At 56.5% G+C, this 23,330-nt stretch carries 18 protein-coding genes; 7 read left to right on the top strand and 11 right to left on the bottom strand.

Features of this window, described 5'->3' with window-relative positions; all coding sequences use genetic code 11:
- Nucleotides 1–9: 9 nt before the first annotated feature.
- The 9 genes from WC600_15245 to WC600_15205 form a co-directional block, all read right to left on the bottom strand.
- The gene (locus WC600_15245) at nucleotides 10–858 is read right to left on the bottom strand and encodes a hypothetical protein (protein MFA4904086.1); all 849 of its coding nucleotides are present in this window, start codon (nucleotides 856–858) and stop codon (nucleotides 10–12) included.
- Nucleotides 848–1,399, bottom strand: a complete 552-nt coding sequence (locus tag WC600_15240) for a hypothetical protein (protein ID MFA4904085.1) — start codon at nucleotides 1,397–1,399, stop codon at nucleotides 848–850. The genes WC600_15245 and WC600_15240 overlap by 11 nt, the downstream gene beginning before the upstream one ends.
- A gap of 90 nt (nucleotides 1,400–1,489) precedes the next feature.
- The gene (locus tag WC600_15235) at nucleotides 1,490–1,846 is read right to left on the bottom strand and encodes a hypothetical protein (GenBank protein ID MFA4904084.1); all 357 of its coding nucleotides are present in this window, start codon (nucleotides 1,844–1,846) and stop codon (nucleotides 1,490–1,492) included.
- A 75-nt stretch (nucleotides 1,847–1,921) separates the two neighbouring features.
- The gene (locus tag WC600_15230) at nucleotides 1,922–5,050 is read right to left on the bottom strand and encodes a CusA/CzcA family heavy metal efflux RND transporter (protein MFA4904083.1); all 3,129 of its coding nucleotides are present in this window, start codon (nucleotides 5,048–5,050) and stop codon (nucleotides 1,922–1,924) included.
- A 17-nt stretch (nucleotides 5,051–5,067) separates the two neighbouring features.
- Nucleotides 5,068–6,624: an efflux RND transporter periplasmic adaptor subunit gene (locus WC600_15225; GenBank protein MFA4904082.1), complete on the bottom strand. Its 1,557-nt coding sequence runs from the start codon at nucleotides 6,622–6,624 to the stop codon at nucleotides 5,068–5,070.
- Nucleotides 6,621–7,940 carry a TolC family protein gene (locus tag WC600_15220; protein ID MFA4904081.1) on the bottom strand — a complete coding sequence of 440 codons (1,320 nt, stop codon included), beginning with the start codon at nucleotides 7,938–7,940 and terminating at the stop codon, nucleotides 6,621–6,623. The genes WC600_15225 and WC600_15220 overlap by 4 nt, the downstream gene beginning before the upstream one ends.
- Nucleotides 7,941–8,202: 262 nt before the next feature.
- Nucleotides 8,203–8,586, bottom strand: coding sequence for a hypothetical protein (locus WC600_15215; GenBank protein MFA4904080.1), 384 nt, complete (start codon nucleotides 8,584–8,586; stop codon nucleotides 8,203–8,205).
- A gap of 93 nt (nucleotides 8,587–8,679) precedes the next feature.
- On the bottom strand, nucleotides 8,680–10,356 hold the full coding sequence (locus tag WC600_15210; GenBank protein ID MFA4904079.1) for a ribonuclease J: 1,677 nt from the start codon (nucleotides 10,354–10,356) through the stop codon (nucleotides 8,680–8,682).
- Complete coding sequence (locus WC600_15205; GenBank protein MFA4904078.1) at nucleotides 10,331–11,068, bottom strand: lysophospholipid acyltransferase family protein; 738 nt, start codon at nucleotides 11,066–11,068, stop codon at nucleotides 10,331–10,333. The genes WC600_15210 and WC600_15205 overlap by 26 nt, the downstream gene beginning before the upstream one ends.
- A 196-nt stretch (nucleotides 11,069–11,264) precedes the next feature.
- Here WC600_15205 and yihA point away from each other — a divergent pair, with 196 nt between their 5' ends.
- The 4 genes from yihA (at nucleotide 11,265) to WC600_15185 (ending at nucleotide 15,720) form a co-directional block, all read left to right on the top strand.
- A complete protein-coding gene (yihA, locus tag WC600_15200) occupies nucleotides 11,265–11,870 on the top strand; it encodes a ribosome biogenesis GTP-binding protein YihA/YsxC (GenBank protein MFA4904077.1) in 606 nt (201 codons plus the stop codon).
- 48 nt (nucleotides 11,871–11,918) lie between these two features.
- Nucleotides 11,919–13,025, top strand: a complete 1,107-nt coding sequence (locus tag WC600_15195; GenBank protein MFA4904076.1) for a hypothetical protein — start codon at nucleotides 11,919–11,921, stop codon at nucleotides 13,023–13,025.
- Between the two features lie 181 nt (nucleotides 13,026–13,206).
- Nucleotides 13,207–13,428, top strand: a complete 222-nt coding sequence (locus tag WC600_15190; GenBank protein MFA4904075.1) for an AbrB/MazE/SpoVT family DNA-binding domain-containing protein — start codon at nucleotides 13,207–13,209, stop codon at nucleotides 13,426–13,428.
- Nucleotides 13,429–14,004: 576 nt separating this feature from the next.
- Nucleotides 14,005–15,720, top strand: a complete 1,716-nt coding sequence (locus WC600_15185; protein MFA4904074.1) for a hypothetical protein — start codon at nucleotides 14,005–14,007, stop codon at nucleotides 15,718–15,720.
- A 335-nt stretch (nucleotides 15,721–16,055) separates the two neighbouring features.
- Here WC600_15185 and WC600_15180 read toward each other — a convergent pair whose 3' ends face one another.
- Both WC600_15180 and WC600_15175 read right to left on the bottom strand, forming a co-directional pair.
- Nucleotides 16,056–17,384: a cyclic 2,3-diphosphoglycerate synthase gene (locus WC600_15180; protein MFA4904073.1), complete on the bottom strand. Its 1,329-nt coding sequence runs from the start codon at nucleotides 17,382–17,384 to the stop codon at nucleotides 16,056–16,058.
- 182 nt (nucleotides 17,385–17,566) lie between these two features.
- A complete protein-coding gene (locus tag WC600_15175; GenBank protein MFA4904072.1) occupies nucleotides 17,567–18,685 on the bottom strand; it encodes a Glu/Leu/Phe/Val dehydrogenase in 1,119 nt (372 codons plus the stop codon).
- A 220-nt stretch (nucleotides 18,686–18,905) separates the two neighbouring features.
- On the opposite strand from WC600_15175, the gene WC600_15170 reads away from it, so the two are divergent.
- The 3 genes from WC600_15170 to WC600_15160 are packed head-to-tail and all read left to right on the top strand — an operon-like array spanning nucleotide 18,906 to nucleotide 23,192.
- Nucleotides 18,906–20,564: an acetolactate synthase large subunit gene (locus WC600_15170; GenBank protein MFA4904071.1), complete on the top strand. Its 1,659-nt coding sequence runs from the start codon at nucleotides 18,906–18,908 to the stop codon at nucleotides 20,562–20,564.
- A 26-nt stretch (nucleotides 20,565–20,590) separates the two neighbouring features.
- Nucleotides 20,591–21,997, top strand: a complete 1,407-nt coding sequence (fumC, locus tag WC600_15165; protein ID MFA4904070.1) for a class II fumarate hydratase — start codon at nucleotides 20,591–20,593, stop codon at nucleotides 21,995–21,997.
- Nucleotides 21,990–23,192, top strand: a complete 1,203-nt coding sequence (locus WC600_15160; GenBank protein MFA4904069.1) for an FAD-dependent oxidoreductase — start codon at nucleotides 21,990–21,992, stop codon at nucleotides 23,190–23,192. Before fumC ends, WC600_15160 begins: the two co-directional genes overlap by 8 nt.
- Nucleotides 23,193–23,330: the final 138 nt, after the last annotated feature.

Here is a 23,330-nt window from a genome sequence, read left to right as displayed (position 1 = left end):
CGCAAGTGGTCACCCGAGTCCGCCACCCCTATCTGAATGTGGTCGCCATATCTCATGGCGTTGGCCAGGACATTCTGCAAGATAACCTCCATGGTGTGGGGGTTCGAACGGAAAAATCAGCGTTTCCCGGCAATTTTCCAAGGACTGACCATTGATTTCGACCTGAATATCCTTTTCTCGGAAGCGCAGTCCTAAGAGGTCGTCAACGCAATGAACCAGGAGGGGATAAAAATCTCTGGGAATCGAGGGCAAAGCGCTTGAAGTCAGAGCCTTTAAGAAGAGAAGTTCTTGTCCCAAGGTGTGGGTCAGGCGTTGGGCGGCCTCCTCAAGAATATTAACGTTATGTTCCAGCAATTCATATTCTTTATGAAAGTCCCCGTATGTAGGACATTTGCCCTCAGTAAAGCACTGGCGATAGGTATCATCCAGGTTCGCCAATTTCCGTTTGATGCGGCCGGAAAAGCCGTGAATGCCTATGGCCAGGTTTTTGTAGTGATGCCTTAACGTGGCAACCTGAAGTTCGAACTCCTGGTGGAAGTTATCCAGGCGTAAGCGACTTTCTTTGAGACGCTGCAAAATGAAGCCGATAAAACCCCAAACCAGACCACCAAACCCGCCGAAGATCAACATCATGGGCCACATATGCCATTGAAAGCTGTGAAAGAGGGCTCCACTCACATCTAAAGGGGTGCCTGAATTGATGAAGTTGTAAAAGTCATGCACCAGCATAGAGAGCGGATGGCCGATAAAGATGCCGAGAGCCGCCCCGAATAGTACGCCTATCCAGGGATAGAACCAGGTTCTTTCTCTGCGGGTCTGGGCCTCTAAGACTACCGGCTTGATTTCTTCAGGTTCCATGTTGCTCTTTGGTCGCCTTTCCGGATAAATGAACCTCCAGTTCTTTTTTCAGGTCGATCATTCTGGCCTGCCCTTCGGTGGCATATTGGACGGTGCTGAATTCCGTTAGGTTTTGCAGAGAATTGACCACCGCTTCGATTTCCCGGGAAGCTTGCTGGATCATTTGCAGTTGTTGGGCAAAATCGACATCGGAAATGTGCTTCAGGAGATGGGCACTGAATCCCCCGATCACCATATTGGAGTTGCGGATATAGTGGGCCAGAGTCACCATCAATTCTTCCATAGTTCTAAGAGCGACCAGGCGTTGCTGGGACTCCAACTTCTCTGCCATCCACCGCTCTTTCTGGAGGGACCAGGCCCCCAGGCAAAAACCGGAGATTCCTCCCATAATGGTAAAAGCCCCGCCCATGACCAGCATTTCGAAGCTGAAAGCCAGGTGCACCTGTCGACCCCACAGGTGGAAGTCCATGGCGGTCTGAGGATGCTGGGGACCCAAGACATAGGCCAGCATGGCGAAGGGGTGCATAAGCAGGTAGCCCACGACTATCCCTCCCAGAGTGAACCATATTAGCCGCGGGTAACCCATAGGCACCTATGACTAAATAAGAGGTCCTGGGACATGGACCCTAAATTAATGCTGATGTTCCCACTGTTGCTTTATGGTATTAAGCCGACGCTGCATCTGCTGAAGTTGTTGACGCTGCTGTTGTTCCATCTGAGGATTCTGGGGGCCGGCCATCTGCTGCTTCATCTGATCCATCTGGTCCATCATGCCCTGCATCTGCTTTTGATGTACAGGGGTCATATGACCCTGGCCCATCATCTGATGCATCTCATTCGTCATCTGGTTCATCATGTCCATGTTTCCCATGGCGCACTGACTCATGCCTTTTCCGCCCATCATGTGACCCCTGCCGGGGTGTTCAGCGGAAGAAATTCCGGGAGCCATAAGCAGGGCCAAGGTTAAGATGATAACTTTTGACCGCATAGCTTTCCCTCCCTTTACAAGGTGTGCCTTAAAGATAAGAACAAGGAAATCCCAGTCAAGGGGTTTGATGGCTGCTCATGGTTTAGCAACCTTCTGTTTCTTCACCTCAAAATGCCACTTCCATAGCAGATAGATGGCTGGGTAGATGAGAAGTTCCAGGAGGAAGGAGGTCGTCACTCCACCTACCATGGGGGCGGCGATGCGCTTGGCCACTTCGGCGCCGGTGCCCGTAGCCCACATGACCGGGAGCAGGCCAAAAATGTTAGCCAAAATCGTCATGAGTTTGGGGCGCAACCGTTGAACCGCACCGTGCATTACCGCATCTTTCAGGTCTTCATAAGTGTTGAGTTTTCCCTGAGCCTTGCGTTCATCGTGGGAAATATCAAGGTATAACAGCATAATGGCCCCGGTTTCCGCATCCAGACCTGCAAGGGCGATGATGCCCACGATCACTCCGACGCTCAGATTGTAGTCCAGCAGATAGAGCAGCCAGATAGCCCCGATGAGTGAGAAGGGTATAGCTAGCAGGATGATGCCCACCTTCACCAGGGATTGGGTGCTCAGGTAGAGGAGCATGATAACCAGCACCAGAGTAATGGGCACCACCAACTGGAGCCGCTCCCGGGCCCGTTCCATGTACTCAAACTGGCCGCTCCAGATAAGGTTGTAGCCCGGGGGGATTTTCAAGTGGGCCTGGATGGCCTCCTTGGCCTTTTTGATATAGGTGCCCAGGTCAATATCCCGAATATCTACAAAGATGGAAGCGGTACGCCGGGCGCCTTCGCTTTTCACCATGTCCGGTCCCTGGTGGAGTTTAATGTCGGCCACCTGCTCCATGGGGATGGGTGGCCCCTTGGGGGTGGGGATCAGGATCCGTTTCAGAGCCGGCAGGTTGCTGCGAAAATCCTGAAAGTACCGCAGACTTACCGGGTAGCGTTCCAGCCCCTCCACCGTCTGGCTAATATTTTCTCCCCCCATGGCCGTGGCAATGACTTCTTGAATATCTCCCACGGTAAGTCCATACCGGGCCGCATCTTGACGTTTGATGTCAAAGTCCAGGTAATAGCCTCCCACCGTGCGTTCCGCAAAGACGCTAGCGGTTCCCGGCACACCCTTTAAGATGCCCTCGACTTCCGTTCCCAACCGGCTCAGGACGTTCAGATCATTACCCAATAACTTGATGCCCACCGGGGTCTTGATGCCGGTGGAAAGCATATCGATGCGAATTTTGATGGGGTAGCCCCAGGAGTTGGCCAGGCCGGGAAATTTTACCGCAGTGTCAAGTTCCTGGATGAGGCCCTCCGTAGTCAGGCCCGGACGCCAGTGTTTCCGGTCCTTGAGGCGGATGGTGGTTTCAATCATGCTCAAAGGCGCCGGGTCGGTGGCGGTTTCGGCCCGACCCGCCTTGCCGAAAACATAGTCCACTTCCGGGAAGGTGCGGATGATCCGGTCCGTCTGCTGTAGGATGTTTTTCGCTTCGGTGATGGAGATGCCCGGCATGGTGGTGGGCATGTAGAGCAGGTCGCCTTCATCCAACGGTGGCATAAACTCGGAGCCCAGCCTGGATAGGGGATAAAGGGTAATGATTATCAGGACTACGGCCACGAAGATGGCCAGGAGAGGCACCCGTAAAATGCCTCGCAAGACCGGTTGGTAGATGGCCATAGTCATCCGAGACAGGGGATTGGCGGACTCCGGGCGGATTTTTCCCCTGATGAAATAAACCATTAAAATGGGGATCAGGGTGATGGCCAGGATGGAGGCCCCGCCCATGGCAAAGGTCTTGGTAAAGGCCAGGGGCTTAAATAGCCGGCCGCTTTCCCCCTCCAGCGCGAATATCGGCAAAAAAGATACGGTGATGATCAGGAGAGCGAAGAACAGGGAAGGCCCAACCTCTTTGGCGGCGTCCAGGATCAGAGGTTCCCGGGGCGTGCCTGGCGGGGCATGCTCGATCTTCTTGTGCGCGTCCTCCACCATGACCACGGAGGCGTCCACCATGTCGCCGATAGCGATGGCGATGCCCGCCAGGCTCAAAATATTGGCGGTAATATTGAATTGGTATTGCAGGATAAAGGAGATCAACACCCCCAGGGGCAGGCTGATGATGGCTACAAAGGCGCTTCGCAGGTGCAGCAGGAAGAGTATGGTGATTAACGCCACAATGGCGATTTCTTCATATATGGCCTCTTTCAGGGTGTCGATGGCGCGATCGATGAGGCCGGCCCGGTCATAGGCGCTGACGATGCGGACTCCGGGAGGGAGGCCCATTTTGAGTTCTTCCAGCTTGTCCTTGACCCCCTGGATGACGTCCCGGGCATTTTGCCCAAAGCGCATCACCACGATGCCTCCCACCGCTTCCCCCTCACCGTTGGCTTCCGCCAGACCCCGGCGCATCTCCGGGCCCAACCGGACCAGGGCCACGTCTTTGATGAGAATGGGGGTCCCCTTGCCGTCGGTGCCCACCACAATGTTTTGGACATCCGCCAGGTCCTTGATGTAACCCAGGCCCCGGACCATAAATTCGGTCTCGGCCCGCTCGTAGATCCCACCGCCCACATCCTGGTTGGACATCTGAATGGCTTGCTTGATTTTGGAGAGGGGGAGATTATAGGAGGCCAGTTTGTTGGGGTCCACCACCACCTGGTACTGTTTGACGAACCCGCCGAGACTGGCGACTTCGGCCACACCGGGCACGGTTTGCAATTGGTAGCGCAAGTACCAATCCTGGATGCTGCGCAGTTGGGCCAGGTCATGTTTGCCGGTGGGGTCTTCCACCACATACTCATAGACCCAGCCCACACCGGTGGCATCGGGACCTAAAGCCGGGTTCACTCCGGCGGGGAGTTTGCCCCGGATAAAATTCAGGTATTCCAGCACCCTGGTCCGGGCCCAGTAGATGTCGGTGCCGTCCTCGAAAATGATATAGACCAGGGACACGCCGAACATGGAGTAGCCCCGCACCGCCTTGGCCTTGGGCACGGCCAGCATGGCGGTGGTGAGGGGATAGGTCACCTGGTCTTCCACGACCATAGGGGCTTGGCCGGGATAGTTAGTGGAGATGATCACCTGGGTGTCCGAGAGGTCGGGGATGGCATCCACCGGTAGCTTAAAGGTGGCGTAGATGCCCCAGGCAGTGATCAAGATCCAAATGAGCAGGATCAGGACACGGTTGCGAACGCAAGCTTCGATGATTCGGGCAATCATGGTTTATCCGAGCCCACTTAATGTTTATGCCCAGGAGGCATAGGTGACGGCGCAGGTGCGGCCGGAGGTGTCCCTTCCATCTTCATCCCTGGCCCGGGCTGGGGCTTTTCCTCTTTTTTGCCGCCCATGTCCATGCCCGGCATCATCAGTTGCACCGCCTCCCGGAAGCGGGATTCGGAGTCCAGCATGAATTGCGCCGAGGTGACCACATCTTCGCCGCCCTTGAGGCCGGAGAGCACCTCTTGCAGGCCGTCATTGCCCAGCACCCCTAACTTGACTTCCCGGGGCTCGAAGCGGCCCTGACCCAGGGCGATGAACACGTACTGCTTCAGACCAGTATCGATTACCGCATCCGCGGGCACCACCACGGCATTATGAGTCACCGGGGATTCGATCTTCACCTGGGCGAACATCTCGGGCTTGAGCTTGAGCTGGGGGTTGGAGAAGCGCAGGCGCACCCGGGCCGTGCGGGTGGCTTCCTTGAGGTAGGGGTAGAGGTAATCAATCTTGCCCTGGAAGGTCTCGCCGGGCAAATAATCCAGGCTCATGGTAACCGGCTGTCCCACCTTTATCCAGGGCAGTTCATACTGGTAGATATCCGCATCCACCCAAACCGTAGATAGATCGGCGACTTCCAGTAATGGCATGCCGGCCTGGACATACATGCCCTGGGTCACCAGGCGTTTGGTGACAATGCCGTTGGCCGGGGAGGCCAACGTCAGATTTTTCTTAACCTGGCCGGTATGTTCCAGAGTGTTAATCTGACCCGCGCCGATGTCAAAATACTCCAGGCGGCGGCGGGAGGCCTCGGCCAGGCGGCGGGCTCCTTCGGCCAACTCCTTCACCGGACTAGATTTCATGGCCTTGAGATTACGTAGAGCCAACAGATATTCTTCCTGGCTGGAGACCAGGTCGGGACTATAGATGCTCAACAGCGCCTGCCCTTTGCGCACCGGGTCGCCAGTGGCGTTGACGTAGAGGCGGTCCACCCAACCATTTACTTTGGTGGTAATGGTGGCAAGGTTGCGTTCGTTAAAATTCACCAGCCCCACGGCCAGGGTAAGCCGGGATAGAGGCCGCACCTCCACCTTGGCGGTCCTGACCCCCATGGACTGGATGGTGGTGGGGGATATCTTGATGGTGCCCGGGCCTTCTTCCCCTCCCTCCTCATAGACCGGCACCATGTCCATGCCGCAGGGTGCTTTGCCGGGTTTGTCCCGGACGTAGCCGGGGTCCATGGGGGAGACCCAATACTTGATTTTGCGTTCTTTCTTGGGGGCCTCGGCTGGAGCCCCAGGAGCCGGGACCCCGGCCTTGGGCGTCACCGCCGGAGGCGGCGGCTGGCCAGGGGTGCCGGTGGGGTAAACCGGCACCAGTTCATGGCCCTCAGGGTCTTTGCCCGGCGCTTCCTTAATATAATTGGGGTTCTTGGGAGAGACATAGCAGAGGGGGTTGGGTTTCTCTTTGCCGTAAGGCAGGGGCAGGACCCCGGAAAGATACAGCACCCCTAGAATTCCCAGGATCAGGACCACCACCAGGCCCCACCAGCCTTTGCCTCGGGCAGCAGGCGTCATTTTTTTCCTCCCGGTGGCCGGGGCAGTTCGACACCCGCCAGCCATTCCATTTCCGCCCAGTTTTCTTCAAAATCTTTCAGGTATTCCTGCATCGTCAGCTCAGCGTTATAGGCGGCGATTTGGTTCTGATAGAGCTGCGTGAACCCCAGACTCCCCACCTGGTAGGACGCCAGGGAAGCCTCCGCCGCTTGCCTGGCCTGGGGAATAATCCCCTGATTATAGAGAGTGATTTGCTGCGCCAGGCGCATTAACTTGGCATAGCGGTCCTTAATGGCGGCAGCCACCTGATTCCAGGTATTTTCCACGGCTTCCTTGGCTGCGGTCTGGCGTTGCTGCTCCTCCCGGATTTTAGGCTTGATCTTGGAGCCTTGCCAGACGGGCAGATTAAACATCACGCCGCCGGCAAACATGTCGGCCTGTTTCAGATTCACCGGCGGACCCAGGGTTTCCCGGAAAGCGTATCCCAGGGAAATGGTGGCATCGGGAAAATACTCCTTCTTAGCCAGGTCCACCGCTTTCTGCTGCTTGGCCACCAAGGCTTTGAGGGCCTGAAGTTGAGGACGGGCCTCGGCCTGGGTGAACAGGTCATCCAGTTTAAGGGCAAATGGTCGGGGCCTGAGGGGTTGGGGACGCCCCACCGGAGTTTGGGGTGGCTGGGAACGCAGGGCGTTCAGGTCCGCCTGTGAGGATTCCTGACGCTGCTTGTATTGAAGCAGGCGATCGAGATAGTTTCCCAGTTCAACCTGGGCCTGGAGCACATCGGCCTGCATTCCCTGGCCCACTTTATAGCGGGTCTCGGTCACCTGGACCACCTGCTCCCAGATTTGCTTGTTCTTTTGGACAATATCGAATCCGGCATAGGCCAAAGCCAGGTTCCAATAACTCACCACCACTTTGGCCCTGATCTCGTTAGATTTGTCTCGATATGCCAGTAATTCCGATTTGGCCTGCTCCGCCGCCACTTCGGAACGGAGGCGGCGCTTCCCGGGAAAAGGGAACTTCTGGGACAGTTCCAGCATTTTCTGGGTCATGGGGTCCTGGTTCAGAGCAAAGGTGTCGGTGGGAATATTGTTCATACCGAAAGACACCGTGGGGTCTTCCAGGGCTCCGGCGGGTTTGATGGTTTCCTTAGCGGCCCCAGCTAACGAGGCCATTTGCTTCACTTCCGCATTGGATTTGAGGGCCTCATTGATGAGGTTTTGCAGGTCCGGCGGCAGGTTGCTTTGGGCCCGCAATGGCGTGGACAGACTAAAAGTCCCGGTAAGACACAGGACCAAAAAGAGTGCGCTTGGGAAAAGTCGCCGCGGTTTAGCCATCTCCCCTTCTGCCTTCTTTTAGATTATTGGGAATTATAAGCATGACCTTAAGATGTATACAAGTTTTTATAGGCGCCTTGAGAATTTTCCCCACCGAGCCAAGTATTCGGAGGCCCCTGGAGCATCGTTCTCAATTCCCCTGTAAGGGCGCAAAAAAAACCTTGCCCGGCGTGGTCCTCAGGAGCGATTAAGAGTTCGCTTCCTGGAATCAAGGCACGTCATGACCTCCAATACTCTCGATGAGGGAACCGCTAAATTTAAATCAGATTAAAGTAGAGAAGTAATGGAGCTCGGGAGGATGGAAAATGTTGAGGGGAAATAATTTCGAGGCAACGCTTACTAGGGGATGTACATAAGGGGAAACATGCCAGGTGGGCATGGCGCAAGCAGGCGTGGCGATGAAGGCCGGACTGCCGGAATTGCAACGGCACAGAGATATGCCATCATGGCCGCAGCCCCCGCACGAACCGGGCATCCCGGATGGGCAACAACACTGGCCGGAGACAATGCCAACGCCGGCCCCATGACAATGGGGACAGCCCACCGGAAGGGCCGCCACCGCGGCAAGATTTCCTAACGGCAGAAAAAGCACCGCCCAGGCAATAACGACTAACATCAGGTAGCGAGCGGTGACGGCCCTTTTCATAACAATTCTATGATACCAAGCCTTGCAGAAAAGGCAAGGGCTCCAAATCTGCTTTGGCTGAAAGCTGGAAGCTGAAACCTGAAAGCTGTTTTTTCACAGCGTTAAAATCAGCGGCAGGATCATGGGGCGGCGTTCCAGGAGCTTGAAGAAGAGCTTCCGCAAGGCTTTACTAACCTGGGTCTGGATTTCCAGCCAGTCCTGGGTGGGCTCAGACAAGGCTCGGACCACAATCTCCTGGAAGATTTTGCGGGCCTGGTCCAGAAGCGGCGCCTGCTCTTCTTCCAGGGTGAAGCCCCGGGTAATAAGGTCCGGCTCGGTGACGATCTTTCCAGCCGTGGGGTCCACCGCGGCATAGGCGATCACCAGGCCGTCCGCGGCCAGATGGCGGCGGTCCCTGAGCACGATGCGGCTGACGTCCCCCACCCCTTTGCCGTCCACGAAGACCCGGCCAGTGTCCACTTTTTCTTGAAAGGTCGCACCCTGGCCCTCGAAACGGACCTGGTCGCCATCAGTGGCCAGGAGGATGCCGTCCGTAGACACTCCAACGGCCCGGGCCAGCCGGGTGTGCTTGATGAGGTGGCGCATCTCTCCGTGAATGGGAATGAAGTGCCGGGGCCGAGTAAGGTTCAACAAGAGTTTCAACTCTTCCTGGGAAGCGTGCCCGGAGGCGTGAATGTCCGCCACCTCCTGGTACACCACCTCGGCCCCCAAGCGGTAGAGGTTGTTGATCACCGTGGTTATGGCCCGTTCGTTGCCGGGGATGAACTTGGAGGACAGGATTACCAGATCGCCCGCCTGGATGTGGATCTGCTTGTGGGCCTCCAGCGCGATGCGGGCCAGGGCGCTCAAGGGCTCTCCCTGGCTGCCGGTGGTGACGATGATGGTTTGGGCCGGGTCCAGACGGTCCAGTTCCCCCACGGTAATCTCCAGACCGCCGGGGACCGTAAGCAACTCCAGTTCCTTGGCCAGCCGGGTGTTGAGGACCATGGACTTGCCATTGAACAGCACCTGACGTTTGAACTTGGCGGCAATGTCTATGATCTGCTGGAGGCGGTGGATATGGGAAGCAAAAACAGCGACTATGACCCGGCCAGCCGCTTCCCGGATCAACCCTTCCAGAGTGGTGCCGATTTCCCGTTCGCTCAAAGTGTAACCGGGGCGTTCGGCATTGGTGGAGTCGGACATCAAAGCCAGGACGCCTTCTTCACCGTAGTGGGCGAAACGGTTCAGGTCAGTGGCGCTGCCGGTCACCGGAGTCTGGTCGATCTTAAAATCGCCGGAATGGACCAGGATGCCCTGGGGGGTGCGCACCGCCAACCCCACCCCGTCCACGATGGAGTGGCACACCCGGATGAACTCGAATTCAAAAGGTCCCAGGACCAGAGGGACCCCGGGGGTGATCTCCAGCAGTTCGGTGTCTTCCAGAATGCCGTGTTCCCGCAGCTTTTCTTTGACCAGGGCCAGAGTGAAGGGGGTGCCATACACCGGCACCGGAATTTCTTTGAGCAAAAAGGGGATTGCGCCGATATGGTCTTCGTGGCCGTGGGTGAGGACTATGGCCGCCATTTTGTCCCGGCGCTCCCGCAGGTAGGAAAAATCGGGGATGACAATGTCGATCCCCAGCATCTGGTCTTCGGGGAACATGAGTCCGGCGTCCACCACCACCAGGTAGTTGTCGGTCTCCAGGGTCATCATATTGAGGCCGATTTCCCCCAGGCCGCCCAGGAAGGTCAGGTCTACCCAGTTAGGAGGTTCGGTTTTCAGGACCATGGGGAAAATCGGGGTCGTAGTGGGCGTCGATGGCCTGGCGCACCGCAGCCATGAGTTCTTCTTTACGGCTGAACGTGCCCGGGGCGATGGGGGGGGATATGACCACCTTGATAGGTCCCGGTTTCATCCGGATGGTGTCCCGGGGCTGGATGAAGCGGGTACCGCTGATGCTCACCGGCACAATGGGCTGCCCCGCCTTCATGGCCATGACGAAGACCCCTTTTTTAAAGGGCAGGAGTTCCCGGGAGAGGGATCGGGTGCCTTCGGGAAAGATGACCATGGACACGCCTCTCTTAACAATGGCCGTAGCCTGATCGAGACTCTGAACGGCGGAGCGCAGGTTTTCCCGGTCCACAGAGATGGAGCCCATGCGGGAGAGGGCCTGGCCGAGCACTGGGATGTGGAAAAGCGATTTCTTGGCCACCCAGAGAAACCGGCCTGGCAAAACCGAGATCAGTGCAAAGATGTCGAAGTTGGAGCGGTGATTGGCGGCGAAGACATAGGCCTGTCCGGGCTGCAGGTGTTCCAGGCCCTCCACCTGGACCGGGATGTGGGCGACATTGAGGAGGTTCCGGCCCCACCACCGACAGGCGCGATGGATCATGGGGCTGTCTTGGTCTATGTATGACCAGCCAATAATTAGCATTCCCGCCCACAGGGTGAGCAGCACCAACCAGAATTGGAACCATAGGCCCCAGGCCACGACTACCATCCTCCCTCCACATCCATTTTTTAACCTTAACCCGGAGACCCACGACCCGTCAACCTTTATGGCGAAGAGACCCAGCGGCTAATCATGGCTCGCTGGGCGGGTCCGGAGCCGGATAATGCCCCGGACCTTGGATTTTTTGTTGGAGCCCGGCTATAATAAACCATGAATCTTTCAATGACTGCCGTTCGATCAGACCATGACTAGCCCCAAGATCCTGAGCGCCGAGTACAGCTTGAGCGCCCACCGGGCCGATCAATGTCCCCCGGCGGGGCTGCCTGAAGTAGCCTTCTTGGGGCGTTCCAACGTGGGGAAATCAACCCTGATCAACACCCTGCTGGGGCGCAAAAAACTGGTGCGCACCAGTTCCCATCCCGGCTGTACCCGGGCTCTCAATTTTTTCCTTATCAACCAGCGCTGGTATTTTGTGGACCTGCCGGGCTTCGGCTATGCCGCGGTGTCGAAGGAGCTCAAGGCCGGTTGGGGACGTCTGGTCTTGGATTACCTGGGTGGACGTGAGTCCTTGGCTGCGGTGGTGTTTCTCCAGGACGGGCGCCGCCAGCCTGGGGACGAGGAACTGTTCCTGTGGGAATTCTTGCTGGAACAGGGGCGAAAGGTGATCCCGGTCCTGACCAAGGCCGATAAGCTGAAGCAAGGGGAGCGCAGTCGCCAGTTGAAACTTGCTGCCGGCGCTCTGACGCCCTTCGGCGTAGACCCCGCTGACTTTATCTGGTTTTCCGCCCCTAATCTGGAGGGCAAAGACCGGCTCTGGGACCGGATGCTGGCCTGCCTGGGCGAACCCTAAAACTAGCCCCATCAGGGTTAAGAATCAATTTTGCTGGAGGTCCTCTCCATGGCATTCAGCCTTCCGGCCTATCAGCCTCCGGATTTCAGCCGGCCGCTTCTCCAAGATGCCCCGTTGGCCCGCTTCGCCCCGGTGCTCACAAACGGCCTGGCTCCGGAAAATTATCACGCCACCACCATCTTCCCCGAGTACTACCAGGTACAAAAGGGCCACTGGGTGTTGCTGCAAAACTCCCGGATGGATTGCGTGGTGGTCCGGGCGCCGGATGCCTCCTTGCTGGTAAAAGAATTTCGCCACCTGAAGGCGGGAGAACCGGTGGCTATAGGCCGGGGTGAAAATGGCGAGGATGGCATCTATGTCCACACCGGGGCTTTTGCCCAACCTGCGCCGGTGGCGGAAAAATTCGCCTTTCGCACCCATGCGTCCCGGGAGACCGCGTTCTCCATCGATTACGATCAGCTTTATGAATTGCTGTCCTATGAACGGGAGCATGGCTTCATTCTGTGGGTCTTGGGTCCGGCCGCGGTCTTTGACCGGGACTCCCGCAGCGCCCTGGTCTCTCTGATCCACAAGGGTTTTGTCCACGGGCTTCTGGCCGGCAATGCCCTGGCGGTGCACGATCTGGAAGCCGCGCTCTTTCAGACGGCCCTGGGGCAGGAGATTTATACCAAGCGCCCGGCGCCCCTGGGGCATTATAAGCACCTGGACGCCATAACTCTTATCCGCCGGGCGGGCTCCATCGCGGCAGCCATGGAAACCGGGTTGATCTTAGACGGCGTCATGCACGCCCTCTGGCAGAGCCGGATTCCCTACGTCCTGGCCGGCTCCATCCGGGACGACGGGCCGCTCCCCGAGGTTATCACCGATGCCATGCAGGCCCAGGATGCCATGCGGGGCTTGAGCAGCCGCGCCACCACCGTGATTGCGGTGGCCAGCCAGTTACATAGCATTGCCGCGGGGAACATGATTCCCATGTACCGGGTCTTGGAGAATGGCCAGGTGCGGCCAGTCTATTTCTACACCGTGGATATGAGTGAATTCGCCGCGGACAAACTGGCCAACCGCGGCTCCCTGGCCGCCCGGTCCATACTGACCAACGCCCAGGATTTTCTGGTGATTCTGGAAAGGGGCCTGAGCGGCAGATGCGGCCCGTAGGGTGGATCTTAGGCGCCATCAAGCGTCTGGTGGCACAGGCGTCCCGCCTGTGCTTTCTCCCTCGTTCCCAAGCTGAGCTTGGGAAATGCCTTTTATTACCGCCAAGCTAAGCTTGGCACTCATTTTCGTTCCCAAGTGCAACTTGGGAACGAGTTAAAAGCCATTATCGATGGAGATCATCATGAAAATAGTCACCGTCTCTTCAAAATTTCAGGTGGTGATTCCCAGGGAAGTGAGGGAAGCCTTGGCTATTCAGCCCGGCACCCGGGTTCAGGTCCTCCAGTACGAGAATCGCATCGAACTCATCCCCTTGCGGGAGCCCAAAGCTTTGCGCGGGTTTATCAAAGGGATTGACACGGAGGTGCCCCGGGAGGAAAGGGTTAGCTTATCCCATAAGAAATAAGCATCTGTTCCGCTCTTCTTCCTTCTTAAAGCCGCCTTATTTGGAACCATCCGCATTTTTGCCGCCATTTTTTTACCCACTTTTTGGACCTTTTTAGACCTTTTTGAGCGTTTTTTTCCAGGGGCCGTACCGGATGGGCAGGGTCGCGCCGCATCTCGCACGCAGCGCGCGCCGCATCCTGAGCGGAGGCGCGCCGGATCGAAGCGGAGCGTTTGCGTGTGCAACTCACTGAATACCCGCAGGAAATCGGATGTGGCTGGTTTAGGATGCGGATCGGCGGCCTGAAAAAGACCTTAACGGGAGGGGCGATTTTTTTCCGGAGGTCGGGGTGAGTGCAGATGGAACCGCGTTTTTCCATGGGTGGCGATATGAGGCGGGCACGGTTAACCGGACCCGCAAGAATCGGTCAGGATAGTAATAGTCCAGGGCAAGCTTAGCAATGCAGAGAGCCAGGGGCCAGCACAGACGGGACGCATGACCGGGAAGGATTAAAGCCAGGAGATTAGACGCAAATTATCTTACTATCGAAATTTGTGTTATCATTCCTCGCAAAACTCCGCCAACTGGAAGTCTGTGATGGCATGTGAAGATAACTTTCTGGGAATTTGTTTTGTAACACCCCAAACTGGCTTAGGATTGCCAATATTCGGCTTTGCCACATTTGTTCAGGCGCTGGCGCTCTTGGTAATTGTATACACGGTTACAGATATACGATATCGGTTCCGACTTGCCGTGGCGCCTATTCCTCTTTTTCGTCTAACCTTCATCCTCATAGGGGTTATCGGATTTGGAACGTTACTGACGGATATCTGGTTTGCAGAGGGTTTGCCAATGCCAACCTATCTTAGCGATCAATCAATATGGCAGGGAGTGTTTGGGTTCATTTTTCTGCTTCTTGCCATGATGTGGATATACTATGCTTTCATCAACCCTCCTATGTTCTGCGAGAAAAACTGCCGGGAATTTGCCCTCCAATTGTACAGAGCAATATTGAAGGGGTCGGACAGTGAATTGCCTGTTATTGCAGATGAGTTGGTAAGGTCGGCAAAACCTCTTGTGAAACTCTCTAACCAAATTCCAGCTATGTCGCGAAATGATACCAAAGATAAGAAGGAGGGAGTAAAACATAAGCCTGGCGTCGGAGATTATGCTTATGAGGTTTTATTATTGATCGGCAACAGAAAGCTATGTAGGCATATAATTGCTTCATCACCTATTACAGCGATGGCATTTTTTGAAGAGATGACAACCCATAAAAAATTCGAGCTTCCTATTGGGCACTTCAGCAAAAATATCTCTACAGAAGCGATTATTAACAAGGACTCGATATTATATCATGAGGACGAAGGATACAGTTCTGGGCTTATTGGTTACCTAAAGCCTTTTAGTCAAGCCATGTACGGGAATTATCAGCTGGTTGAAGCTCTTGGCTCCAATTTCGGATCACCTTTTGATATACACTATGAGATAATATGCTCATGGGATGCATCACAGCTTAAAGCTTATTGTAGAGCCGTGATGGTTACTCTAAAAGGTTACCTTGAAAGCGGAAACTGGCCTCATCACTCCTTTACGTTATTTCGCGCTTTGGGGCATATCAAGGATTCTTGCCGTGATATTTACAAACTCAATGACATTCCCTCGGATTACTATTCTACAGATGTAATTAGGCGACTCGGAGCTGTCGTTGACTTCATCAAAGAGGTGATAGATCTTATCGGCAAGCAAAAACAACTTCCCACGACTAGATTGAGGGTACGCGGTGATCGGTGGCAGAATGATTTTTACGACCACATTGCTGATATTATGTTTGAAATTATATTCTCTGCTGCGTTAGTTACAGCCCCACCAGACAAATGCTGGGGTATTCATCACAACACTGTTTGGGATCAATTTTTCGGGCTGTCCGGGGAAGGAAAAGCATGGGAAGTTATCCACTTTAAACTCCGCCGCCTGTTATATGATGAAATACTCAAGTTGGAGAAATTTCCAAACTATAAGTCTTCAAGAATATTGGGGTTCTGTCTGAACGTTATGGGACTGAAAATCGGAAAAAAGAAAGGATACGGCAGCTATTACTACCCTCTTCACAAAGTAGTCCTTGCATGGGCTATGAATAACTTTTTACGCTTAAAACGGATCCAACCTGATGTAGCAGAATCATGTCTCATAGGTAGCATCAGCTTCGACGAACAGGATAATCGATTAGTTTTTACATATGCCAAAGGTTTGGAGTTAAAAGCTCCCAAAGCCTACCTGGATCTTTGTTCTGAGAGTGATGGAAACGAATAAAAGCAAAGGCCGGTGCCACATACCTTGCCATTTTAGGCAGTTATTAGTACCGCGGTGAAAATGCCAGATATGATCTGTATATTTCCCCTGCGGGTGGGGATGGGGGTGTTAAAGGAACACAGGCTGGAAGCTTATGTCACCATGGGCGGGGAGACCCCGCCCCTACAGTGGTGCCCAAGCAGAGCTTGGGCGGAAAGTGGCGTTCCCAAGTACAACTTGGGAACGAGGGCGGGAAGGGGCCGCCCCCTGATATAAGCTGATTGTGAGGACGTCAAAGAAAGTTTACCCAAGTATAACGAAGATCTTGCCGTTATCTGGTAAATAATAATCACCGGTTAAAACCGCGCACATGCGGCCATTCTTTTTTTCAGCACCTCTTCCAGGCGGGGTTCGCCGTGGTCGGCGTATTCGTAGCCGACCCGGAGGGTGGGTTTGTTGCAGGAGAGCAGGCGGCAGAGGTGGATGGGGGTGGAAAAGAGAACCAGGTCGCAAGGGGTGTTGGCGATGGTGGCGGCCAGGTCCTTGATCTGGGCCTCGCTGTAACCCATGGCCGGGAGGACCGGGCCGATATGAGGATACTGCTCAAACACCGCGGTTAAGGTTCCTACCGCGAAGGGCCGGGGATCGACGATGGCGGCCGCTCCGTATTGTTCCGCGGCGACAAACCCCGCGCCAAAGGCCATGCCGCCATGCGTCAGGGTGGGGCCGTCCTCCACCACCAGCACTGTTTTCCCGTGAATCTTCTCCGGGTTGTTGACCAGCACCGGGGAGCCGGCCAGGATAATGTCGGCCCGGGGCGCCACCCTTTGAATATTGCGGCGGACTTCCGTGATGTTGCCGCCCGGAGCGAAATCCACTTTGCTGATAATGGCGATATCGGCTAGCCGGAGATTGGTCTCCCCGGGGAAATACAAGAGTTCATGCCCTGGCCTTAAGGGGTCGAAGACCACCACGTGGATGTCGGGTTGAAAAAACGGGGTGTCATTGTTGCCGCCGTCCCAGACGATGACGTCAGCTTCGCGCTCCGCCTGGGCCAGGATCTGCTGGTAGTCGATGCCGGCATAGACCACCAGCCCCTGGTCCACCAGAGGCTCATATTCCTCCCGTTCTTCAATGGTTAACTGATGCCGGGAAAAATCCTCGAAACCGGCGAAGCGCTGCACCACTTCACGCTTAAGGTCGCCGTAAGGCATGGGATGGCGCACGACGACCGTCTTTTTGCCCAGGCTTTGCAGGATGCCGCAGATTTTGCGGGTCGTCTGGGATTTGCCGGAACCGGTTCGGACGGCGCAGACTGCAATCACCGGCTTGGCGGACTGAAGCATGGTCCTGGCCGCGCCGGGGAGCAGGAAATCGGCCCCTGCGGCCATCACCAAAGAGGCCTTGTGCATCACCTCCACATGGGGAACGTCACTGTAAGAAAAGACGACGAGATCGACCCGGTGAGAGCGGATCAACCCTTCTAACTCATCCTCAAGGTAAAACGGGATGCCTTCCGGGTAGAGCGCCCCGGCCAGCTCCGGGGGATAGATGCGGTCGTGCACCAGGGGAATTTGGGCGACCGTGAAGGCCACAACCCGGTAGTCCGGATTATCCCTGAAATACAGGTTGAAGTTGTGGAAATCCCGGCCCGCCGCGCCCATGATGATGACTTTGGTTAGCATAAGCGTTTCTTACTCACCCCTCATCCTAGCCCTCTCCCCTCGAGGGGAGAGGGGATAAGGGGAAAGACCTTTTGGGAATCGCGATATATCTGTCCTGAAAATGTTCCTCAGCAAATGTCCAGGACACCCATTCCGGGGTGACCTGGCACAGGCTGGAAAGCCTGTGCTACCAACCTTTACCGCTAATAAATCGACCAGCGTTTGAAGGACATGGCTTTTTTTACTCGCGCCAAGGCCAGATTCATGGCCGCATCCCGGGGCATGAGCTTTTTCGTCCTGGATTCTTCAACGATCAGATGGGTGTTGCGGCGCACCTTATCTTCGATAACCTTGAAGACCTCACTTTCTACCAGGATTTCTCCCCGGTATTCCATGGCCGAGCAGATCACCCCGCCAGGGTTGGCAACAAAATCCGGAATGACCAAGACGCCCTTTTCGTAGAGATATTTTTCCGCGCCATAGGTGAACGGGATGTTGGCGCCCTCCACCACCAGCCTGGCCTTAAGGCGCTGGACATTGTCCTCGTTGACCACGTCCGGCCGGGCGGCCGGAATCCAGATATCGCAGTCGAAGTCGATGATGCCATCCCGGTCGAACTTTTCGCCCCCAGGATAATCAATTACACTTTTTCTGGCATCTTTAAGCCGGATCAACTTGTCCACGTCCAGGCCTTCCGGATCATACACTGAGCCCTGGGAGTCCGCCACGCCCACAATGACGGCTTTTTGTGCGGCCAGAAACCGGGCGCTGTGTTTGCCCACCGCGCCGAAGCCCTGAACGGCCACCCGGGCCTTTTCCAGACCGAAGCCGCAATGCGGCAAGGCCACTTCAATGGCATGTTTGATGCCCCAGGCTGTGGCGCCGATTTCATCCAGCGGCATGCCGCCGAGTTCGGTCGGGAGCCCGGCAACCTGGGCTTTTTCGTCTTTAATCCAGGCCATGCACTCTTCGTCGGTCCCCATGTCCGGCCCCATGATGTAGCCTTGGACATCCCGCAAGGCGCAGGCCAGGGCCCTTATCAAGCGTTCCTTATCAGGCTTGGGGATCTTCGGGTCGGCGTAGACCACGACCTTGCCGCCGCCGTGGGGCAGGCCGGCCATGGCGTTCTTAAGGGTCATGGTCCGGGCCAGCCGGAAGCACTCTTCGATGGAAACGTCGACAGCCATGCGGATGCCGCCGATAGCCGGCCCCATAGCTACGTTGTCCAGCACCAGCAAAGCCTTCAAATCAACGGAAGGTTCAAACACCTGGACGATTTTTGCCGGCCCCAGGTTATCCACAAATCGCAGGATATCAGCCACCAATGGTATCCCCCTTAAGGTTTGACGAGAAATTATCAGGCATGTGGATAATATATGGCTTTTATTTTCAAAGGTCCAGACGCCTGCGGCCCTGATTTGTTTCTGAAAAACCATTTTTCCTAGACCCGCGTTCTTCTGCTTGTTAAGGCCCGGCTCTGGACTTACTATGTAATCAAGGATCAGATGCAGCCTTTAACCCAGCGTGGCGGATTCGAGAACCATGAACGTAGCGCAGCTTATGGCACGATGCCTGGAGAACGAGGGAGTGGAGTTCATTTTCGGCCTCCCCGGTGAGGAGATCATACACCTGGTGGATGCCCTGAATGATACGTCCATTCGCTTTATCCTGGTGCGTTCGGAACAGGCGGGGGCCTTCATGGCGGATATGTACGGCAGGGTCACCGGCAAAGCCGGGGTTTGTCTTGCCACGTTGGGCCCAGGAGCCATTAATCTCCTGTTGGGGGTCGCCGACGCCCAGACGGACAGCGCGCCCCTGGTGGCCATCAGTGCCCAGGTTGGCTTGGGCCGGATTTACAAAGAGACCCATCAAGTGGTTGACCTGGTGAGCATGTTCAAGCCCGTGACCAAGTGGGCCGACACGCTCTTCACTCCGCAGGCTACGCCCGAAATGATCCGTAACGCCTTTCACACCGCCCAGACGGCGCGGCCCGGCGCGGCCTATCTGGCCCTCCCCCAGGATGTCCAAGTGATGCCCGTCGCCCCGGAGATCCGGCCTCTGGTCGTGCATCCGGATCATGCCCATGCCCCGGCCCCGGACCAAATCGCCCAGGCGGCCAAGGTGCTGGAATCGGCCAAGGCTCCCATCATCCTGGCCGGACACGGGGCGGCGCGCCACCAGGCCCAGGCGGCCCTGATTCACTTCTCGGAAAAGCTCAAGATACCGGTGGCCACGACCTTCCATGGCAAAGGCGTGTTTCCCGACGACCACCCGAATGCGCTCGGCACCATGGGTTTCATGGTGCACGATTACGTTAACTTCGGCTTCGATCAGGCGGATGTGGTGGTCAGCGTCGGGTATGAGCTGCAAGAATTCGCCCCGGCCTGGATTAATCCCCAGGGAGACAAGCGGATCATTCACCTGCATCGCTTTCCGGCCATGGTGGATACCTATTACAACGTAACGGCGGATGTGGTTGGGGACATTCCCGCCGCGCTTAACGCCCTGGGCGCGCAGGTCTCACCCAAGCCCGGCTTGGCCGCGGTTGATCTTAAAATCCGCTGCCTGCTGCGCGAGGAATTAGAGCACGGCCGGCACGATGCGTCTTTTCCGGTGAAGCCCCAACGTCTGGTGGCAGATACCCGCGCCGCGCTGGGACGGGAGGACATCGTCCTCGTGGATAGCGGCGCGGTCAAGATGTGGATGGCTCGCCTTTTTCCCACGTATCAGCCCAACACCTGCCTGGTTTCAAACGGCCTGGCTACCATGGGGTTTGCCGTGCCAGGCGCCTTGGGGGTCAAGCTGGCCCGCCCCCGACGCCGGGTGCTGGCGGTTACGGGCGATGGCGGCTTTTTGATGAACTCTCAGGAAATCGAAACCGCGCTGCGGGAAAAGATTCCTTTCGTCATCCTGGTGTGGGTGGACGGCAGCTACGGCCTGATAAAATGGAAGATGGAAATGAGGCTTAAACGCTCCTCCCACGTGGACTTCGGCAACCCGGACTTTGTAAAATATGCCGAGAGTTTCGGGGCCAAGGGCTACTTGATTCAAGCTGCCGCCGAATTGTTGCCGACGCTTAAAAAAGCGCTGACTGACGACACGGTGTCCGTGATCGCTTGCCCGGTGGATTATTCGGAAAATACCAAACTCACGGAGAAGCTCGAGCATCTGACTTCGCCGGAGTGCCGGGATAACGTGTAATTGCCAACTTTGACGGAGAAAGCCGCATGGGTCCTGAAGAGGAGAAAACGAGACGGGAAAGTGACAGCCTGGGAGAAATTGAGGTACCGGCGAACCGCTATTGGGGCGCGCAAACCCAGAGGGCGATCACCTACTTTAGCATCGGCGATGACGTGATGCCGCAGGAGGTGATCAGTGCCCTGGCCGTAATTAAGAAGGCCGCGGCCCTGGCTAATTATGAACTGGGCAAACTGCCGCATGATAAAGCCGGGTTCATTCTGCGGGCTGCCGAGGAAGTCATAGAGGGCAAGCTGGAGGGCAATTTCCCGATCCATGTCTGGATCTCCGGGAGCGGCACCCAGTGTAACATGAACGTCAATGAAGTGATCGGCAACCGGGCCATCGAGCTGGCGGGCGGGGTCTTGGGAAGTAAAGACCCTATTCACCCCAATGATCACGTCAATATGTCGCAATCCACCAACGACGTGTTCCCGGCGGCCATGTATGTTGCCGCAGCTACGGCGCTTCAGGCGCGCCTGATTCCTAAGGTCCAGAAGTTGCGAGATGCCCTGGACGAGAAAGCGCAGAGCTGGGCGGAACTCGTCAAGATCGGGCGGACCCACCTGATGGATGCCGTGCCCCTGACTTTGGGCCAGGAATTTTCCGGCTATGTGGGTCTGCTGGACAACCACCTGGAGAGCATCCGGCTGGCTTTGCCCGGGCTGTACCGGCTGCCCCTGGGCGGGACTGCGGTGGGTACGGGTCTCCATGCCCCCAAGGGCTTCGGGGATTTGGCGATCCAGCACCTTGCCGACCTCACCGGTCTGCCTTTAGTGCCAGCGCCCAATAAGTTTACTGCGCTCGGCGCCCACGATGCCCTCATCATGGCCAGCTCCGTGTTGAAGACCCTGGCGGTGTCCCTTTACAAGATTGCCAATGACATCCGGCTGCTGGCAAGCGGTCCGAGAGCCGGACTGAATGAACTGCATCTGCCTGCCAATGAGCCGGGGTCTTCGATTATGCCCGGCAAGATCAACCCCACCCAGTGCGAGGCCTTGGCCATGGTGGCCGTGCAAGTCATGGGTTACGATGCCGCGGTGACGTTCGGCGGGGCCGGAGGCTACCTGGAGCTGAACGTCTACAAACCGCTGCTAATTTTTAATGTGATCCAGTCCATCAAGATTCTGGCCGACAGTTGCCATAACTTCAACGACTTTCTGGTGGTTGGCCTGAAACCCAATTACGAGCAGATCGACGCCTATCTGCACCGCTCCCTGATGCTGGTTACGGCCCTGTCCCCGGCCATCGGCTATGACCGGGCGGCGCAAATTGCCCATCTGGCCAAAGATGAGGGGCTGACGCTCAAGGAAGCGGCCTTGAGGCTCGGCTATATTTCCGCGGAAGAGTTTGATCGACTGGTCGATCCTTACAAGATGGCCTATCCCGATGTCTGATACGGCCGGCAGGCCCCGGGTCATAATTGTCGGAGCGGGAATCCTGGGCCTGGCCAGCGCCTATCATATTCTTAAAGGCGACGGTAACCTCGACCTCCTGGTCATCGACCGGTTGCAGGGGCCGGGGCAGGGCAATACCACCAGAAGCGCTGCAGCCTATCGCGATATGTTCTCCTCACCGCTGAACCGCGCTCTCAGCCAGGGCAGTATCGCGTTTTATGAACAAGTCCAGAAAGACGCCGATATCGGGCTCAGGCGGATTGGCTATCTGTGGCTCAAGACGGCGGACCAGATGCGGGAATCCCAGGCGGTCTTGGACGCCATGGTCCAGGCCGGGGTGAAGTTTGAGACCCTGGAGCCTAACGAGCTTCACCGGCGTCTGCCGGAAATGCGGATCGGGGCAATTGCCCAAGGTATCCTGGGCCGAAATTGCGGCATCCTGAATCCCAATCTCTTGTGCCGATTTTACGAGAAACGGATATCGGCATTAGGGGGCAACTTTGCGTTTGGCACCGAAGTTACTGGATTTGCCACCAACGGCGAGGGCCGGATGCTCGGGGTTAAGGCGAGAGATGGCGAAATCATTTATGGAACCGTGGTAGTCGCCACCGGTGCGTGGATAAGTCTGACTATGAGTCTGGCCGGGCTTAAGGTTCCGGTGGTTCCGAGGAAGCGGCAGTTGTTCGCGGTGGCCGCCAAAGAGGGCGCGTTGCAGCGGCTTCTCCACGCCGAAGGTTTTAACGCTCATAACCTGCTGCCTTTCACCATCATGCCCGGTGGCGCTTATCTGCGGCCGAGCACGGGCTCCTTTATCTTGGGTTTTGCCAATGAAGACCAACCTCCGGGCCTGGAGGAGCCTCCGGCGGCGGAGCGGGACTTTTTCCAGGGGCGGGTCCGGCCCCAGGTAGAGCCGTATTTTCCCTGTTTCCAAGATGTCGTGCCGCAGTACTCCTGGGCCGGGCACTATGCCGACCATCTGGCTGACAGCCACCCGGTGGTGGACCGGGTCGGGGGGGCTATCGTCGTCGGGGGCGACAGTGGTAGCGGCATCATGAAGGCCGATGCACTGGGGAGAATCGCCGCGGGCCTGTACTTCGGCCAGGACCGGGTGGGGCTTGGCGATGGTCGCGATTTCCCGGTCGCCGACCTGGGACTCGCCAACCGAAGGCTGGTTCCGGAGGAGTTGATTATTTGAGCCCGGGCCACCTTTAAGTTCTTGAGCGTTTGCTCCAAAATCCCCCCTAACCCCCTTTGGTAAAGGGGGGAACAGTAAGGAATGCTTTTTAAATCTCCCTTTGTCAGAGGGGATTTATGGGGATATTAAGAGAGCCAT

The organism is Desulfobaccales bacterium (assembly GCA_041648175.1).
In the GTDB taxonomy this organism is placed as follows: domain Bacteria; phylum Desulfobacterota; class Desulfobaccia; order Desulfobaccales; family 0-14-0-80-60-11; genus 0-14-0-80-60-11.
This window is presented reverse-complemented; position numbering and strand designations above follow the sequence as displayed.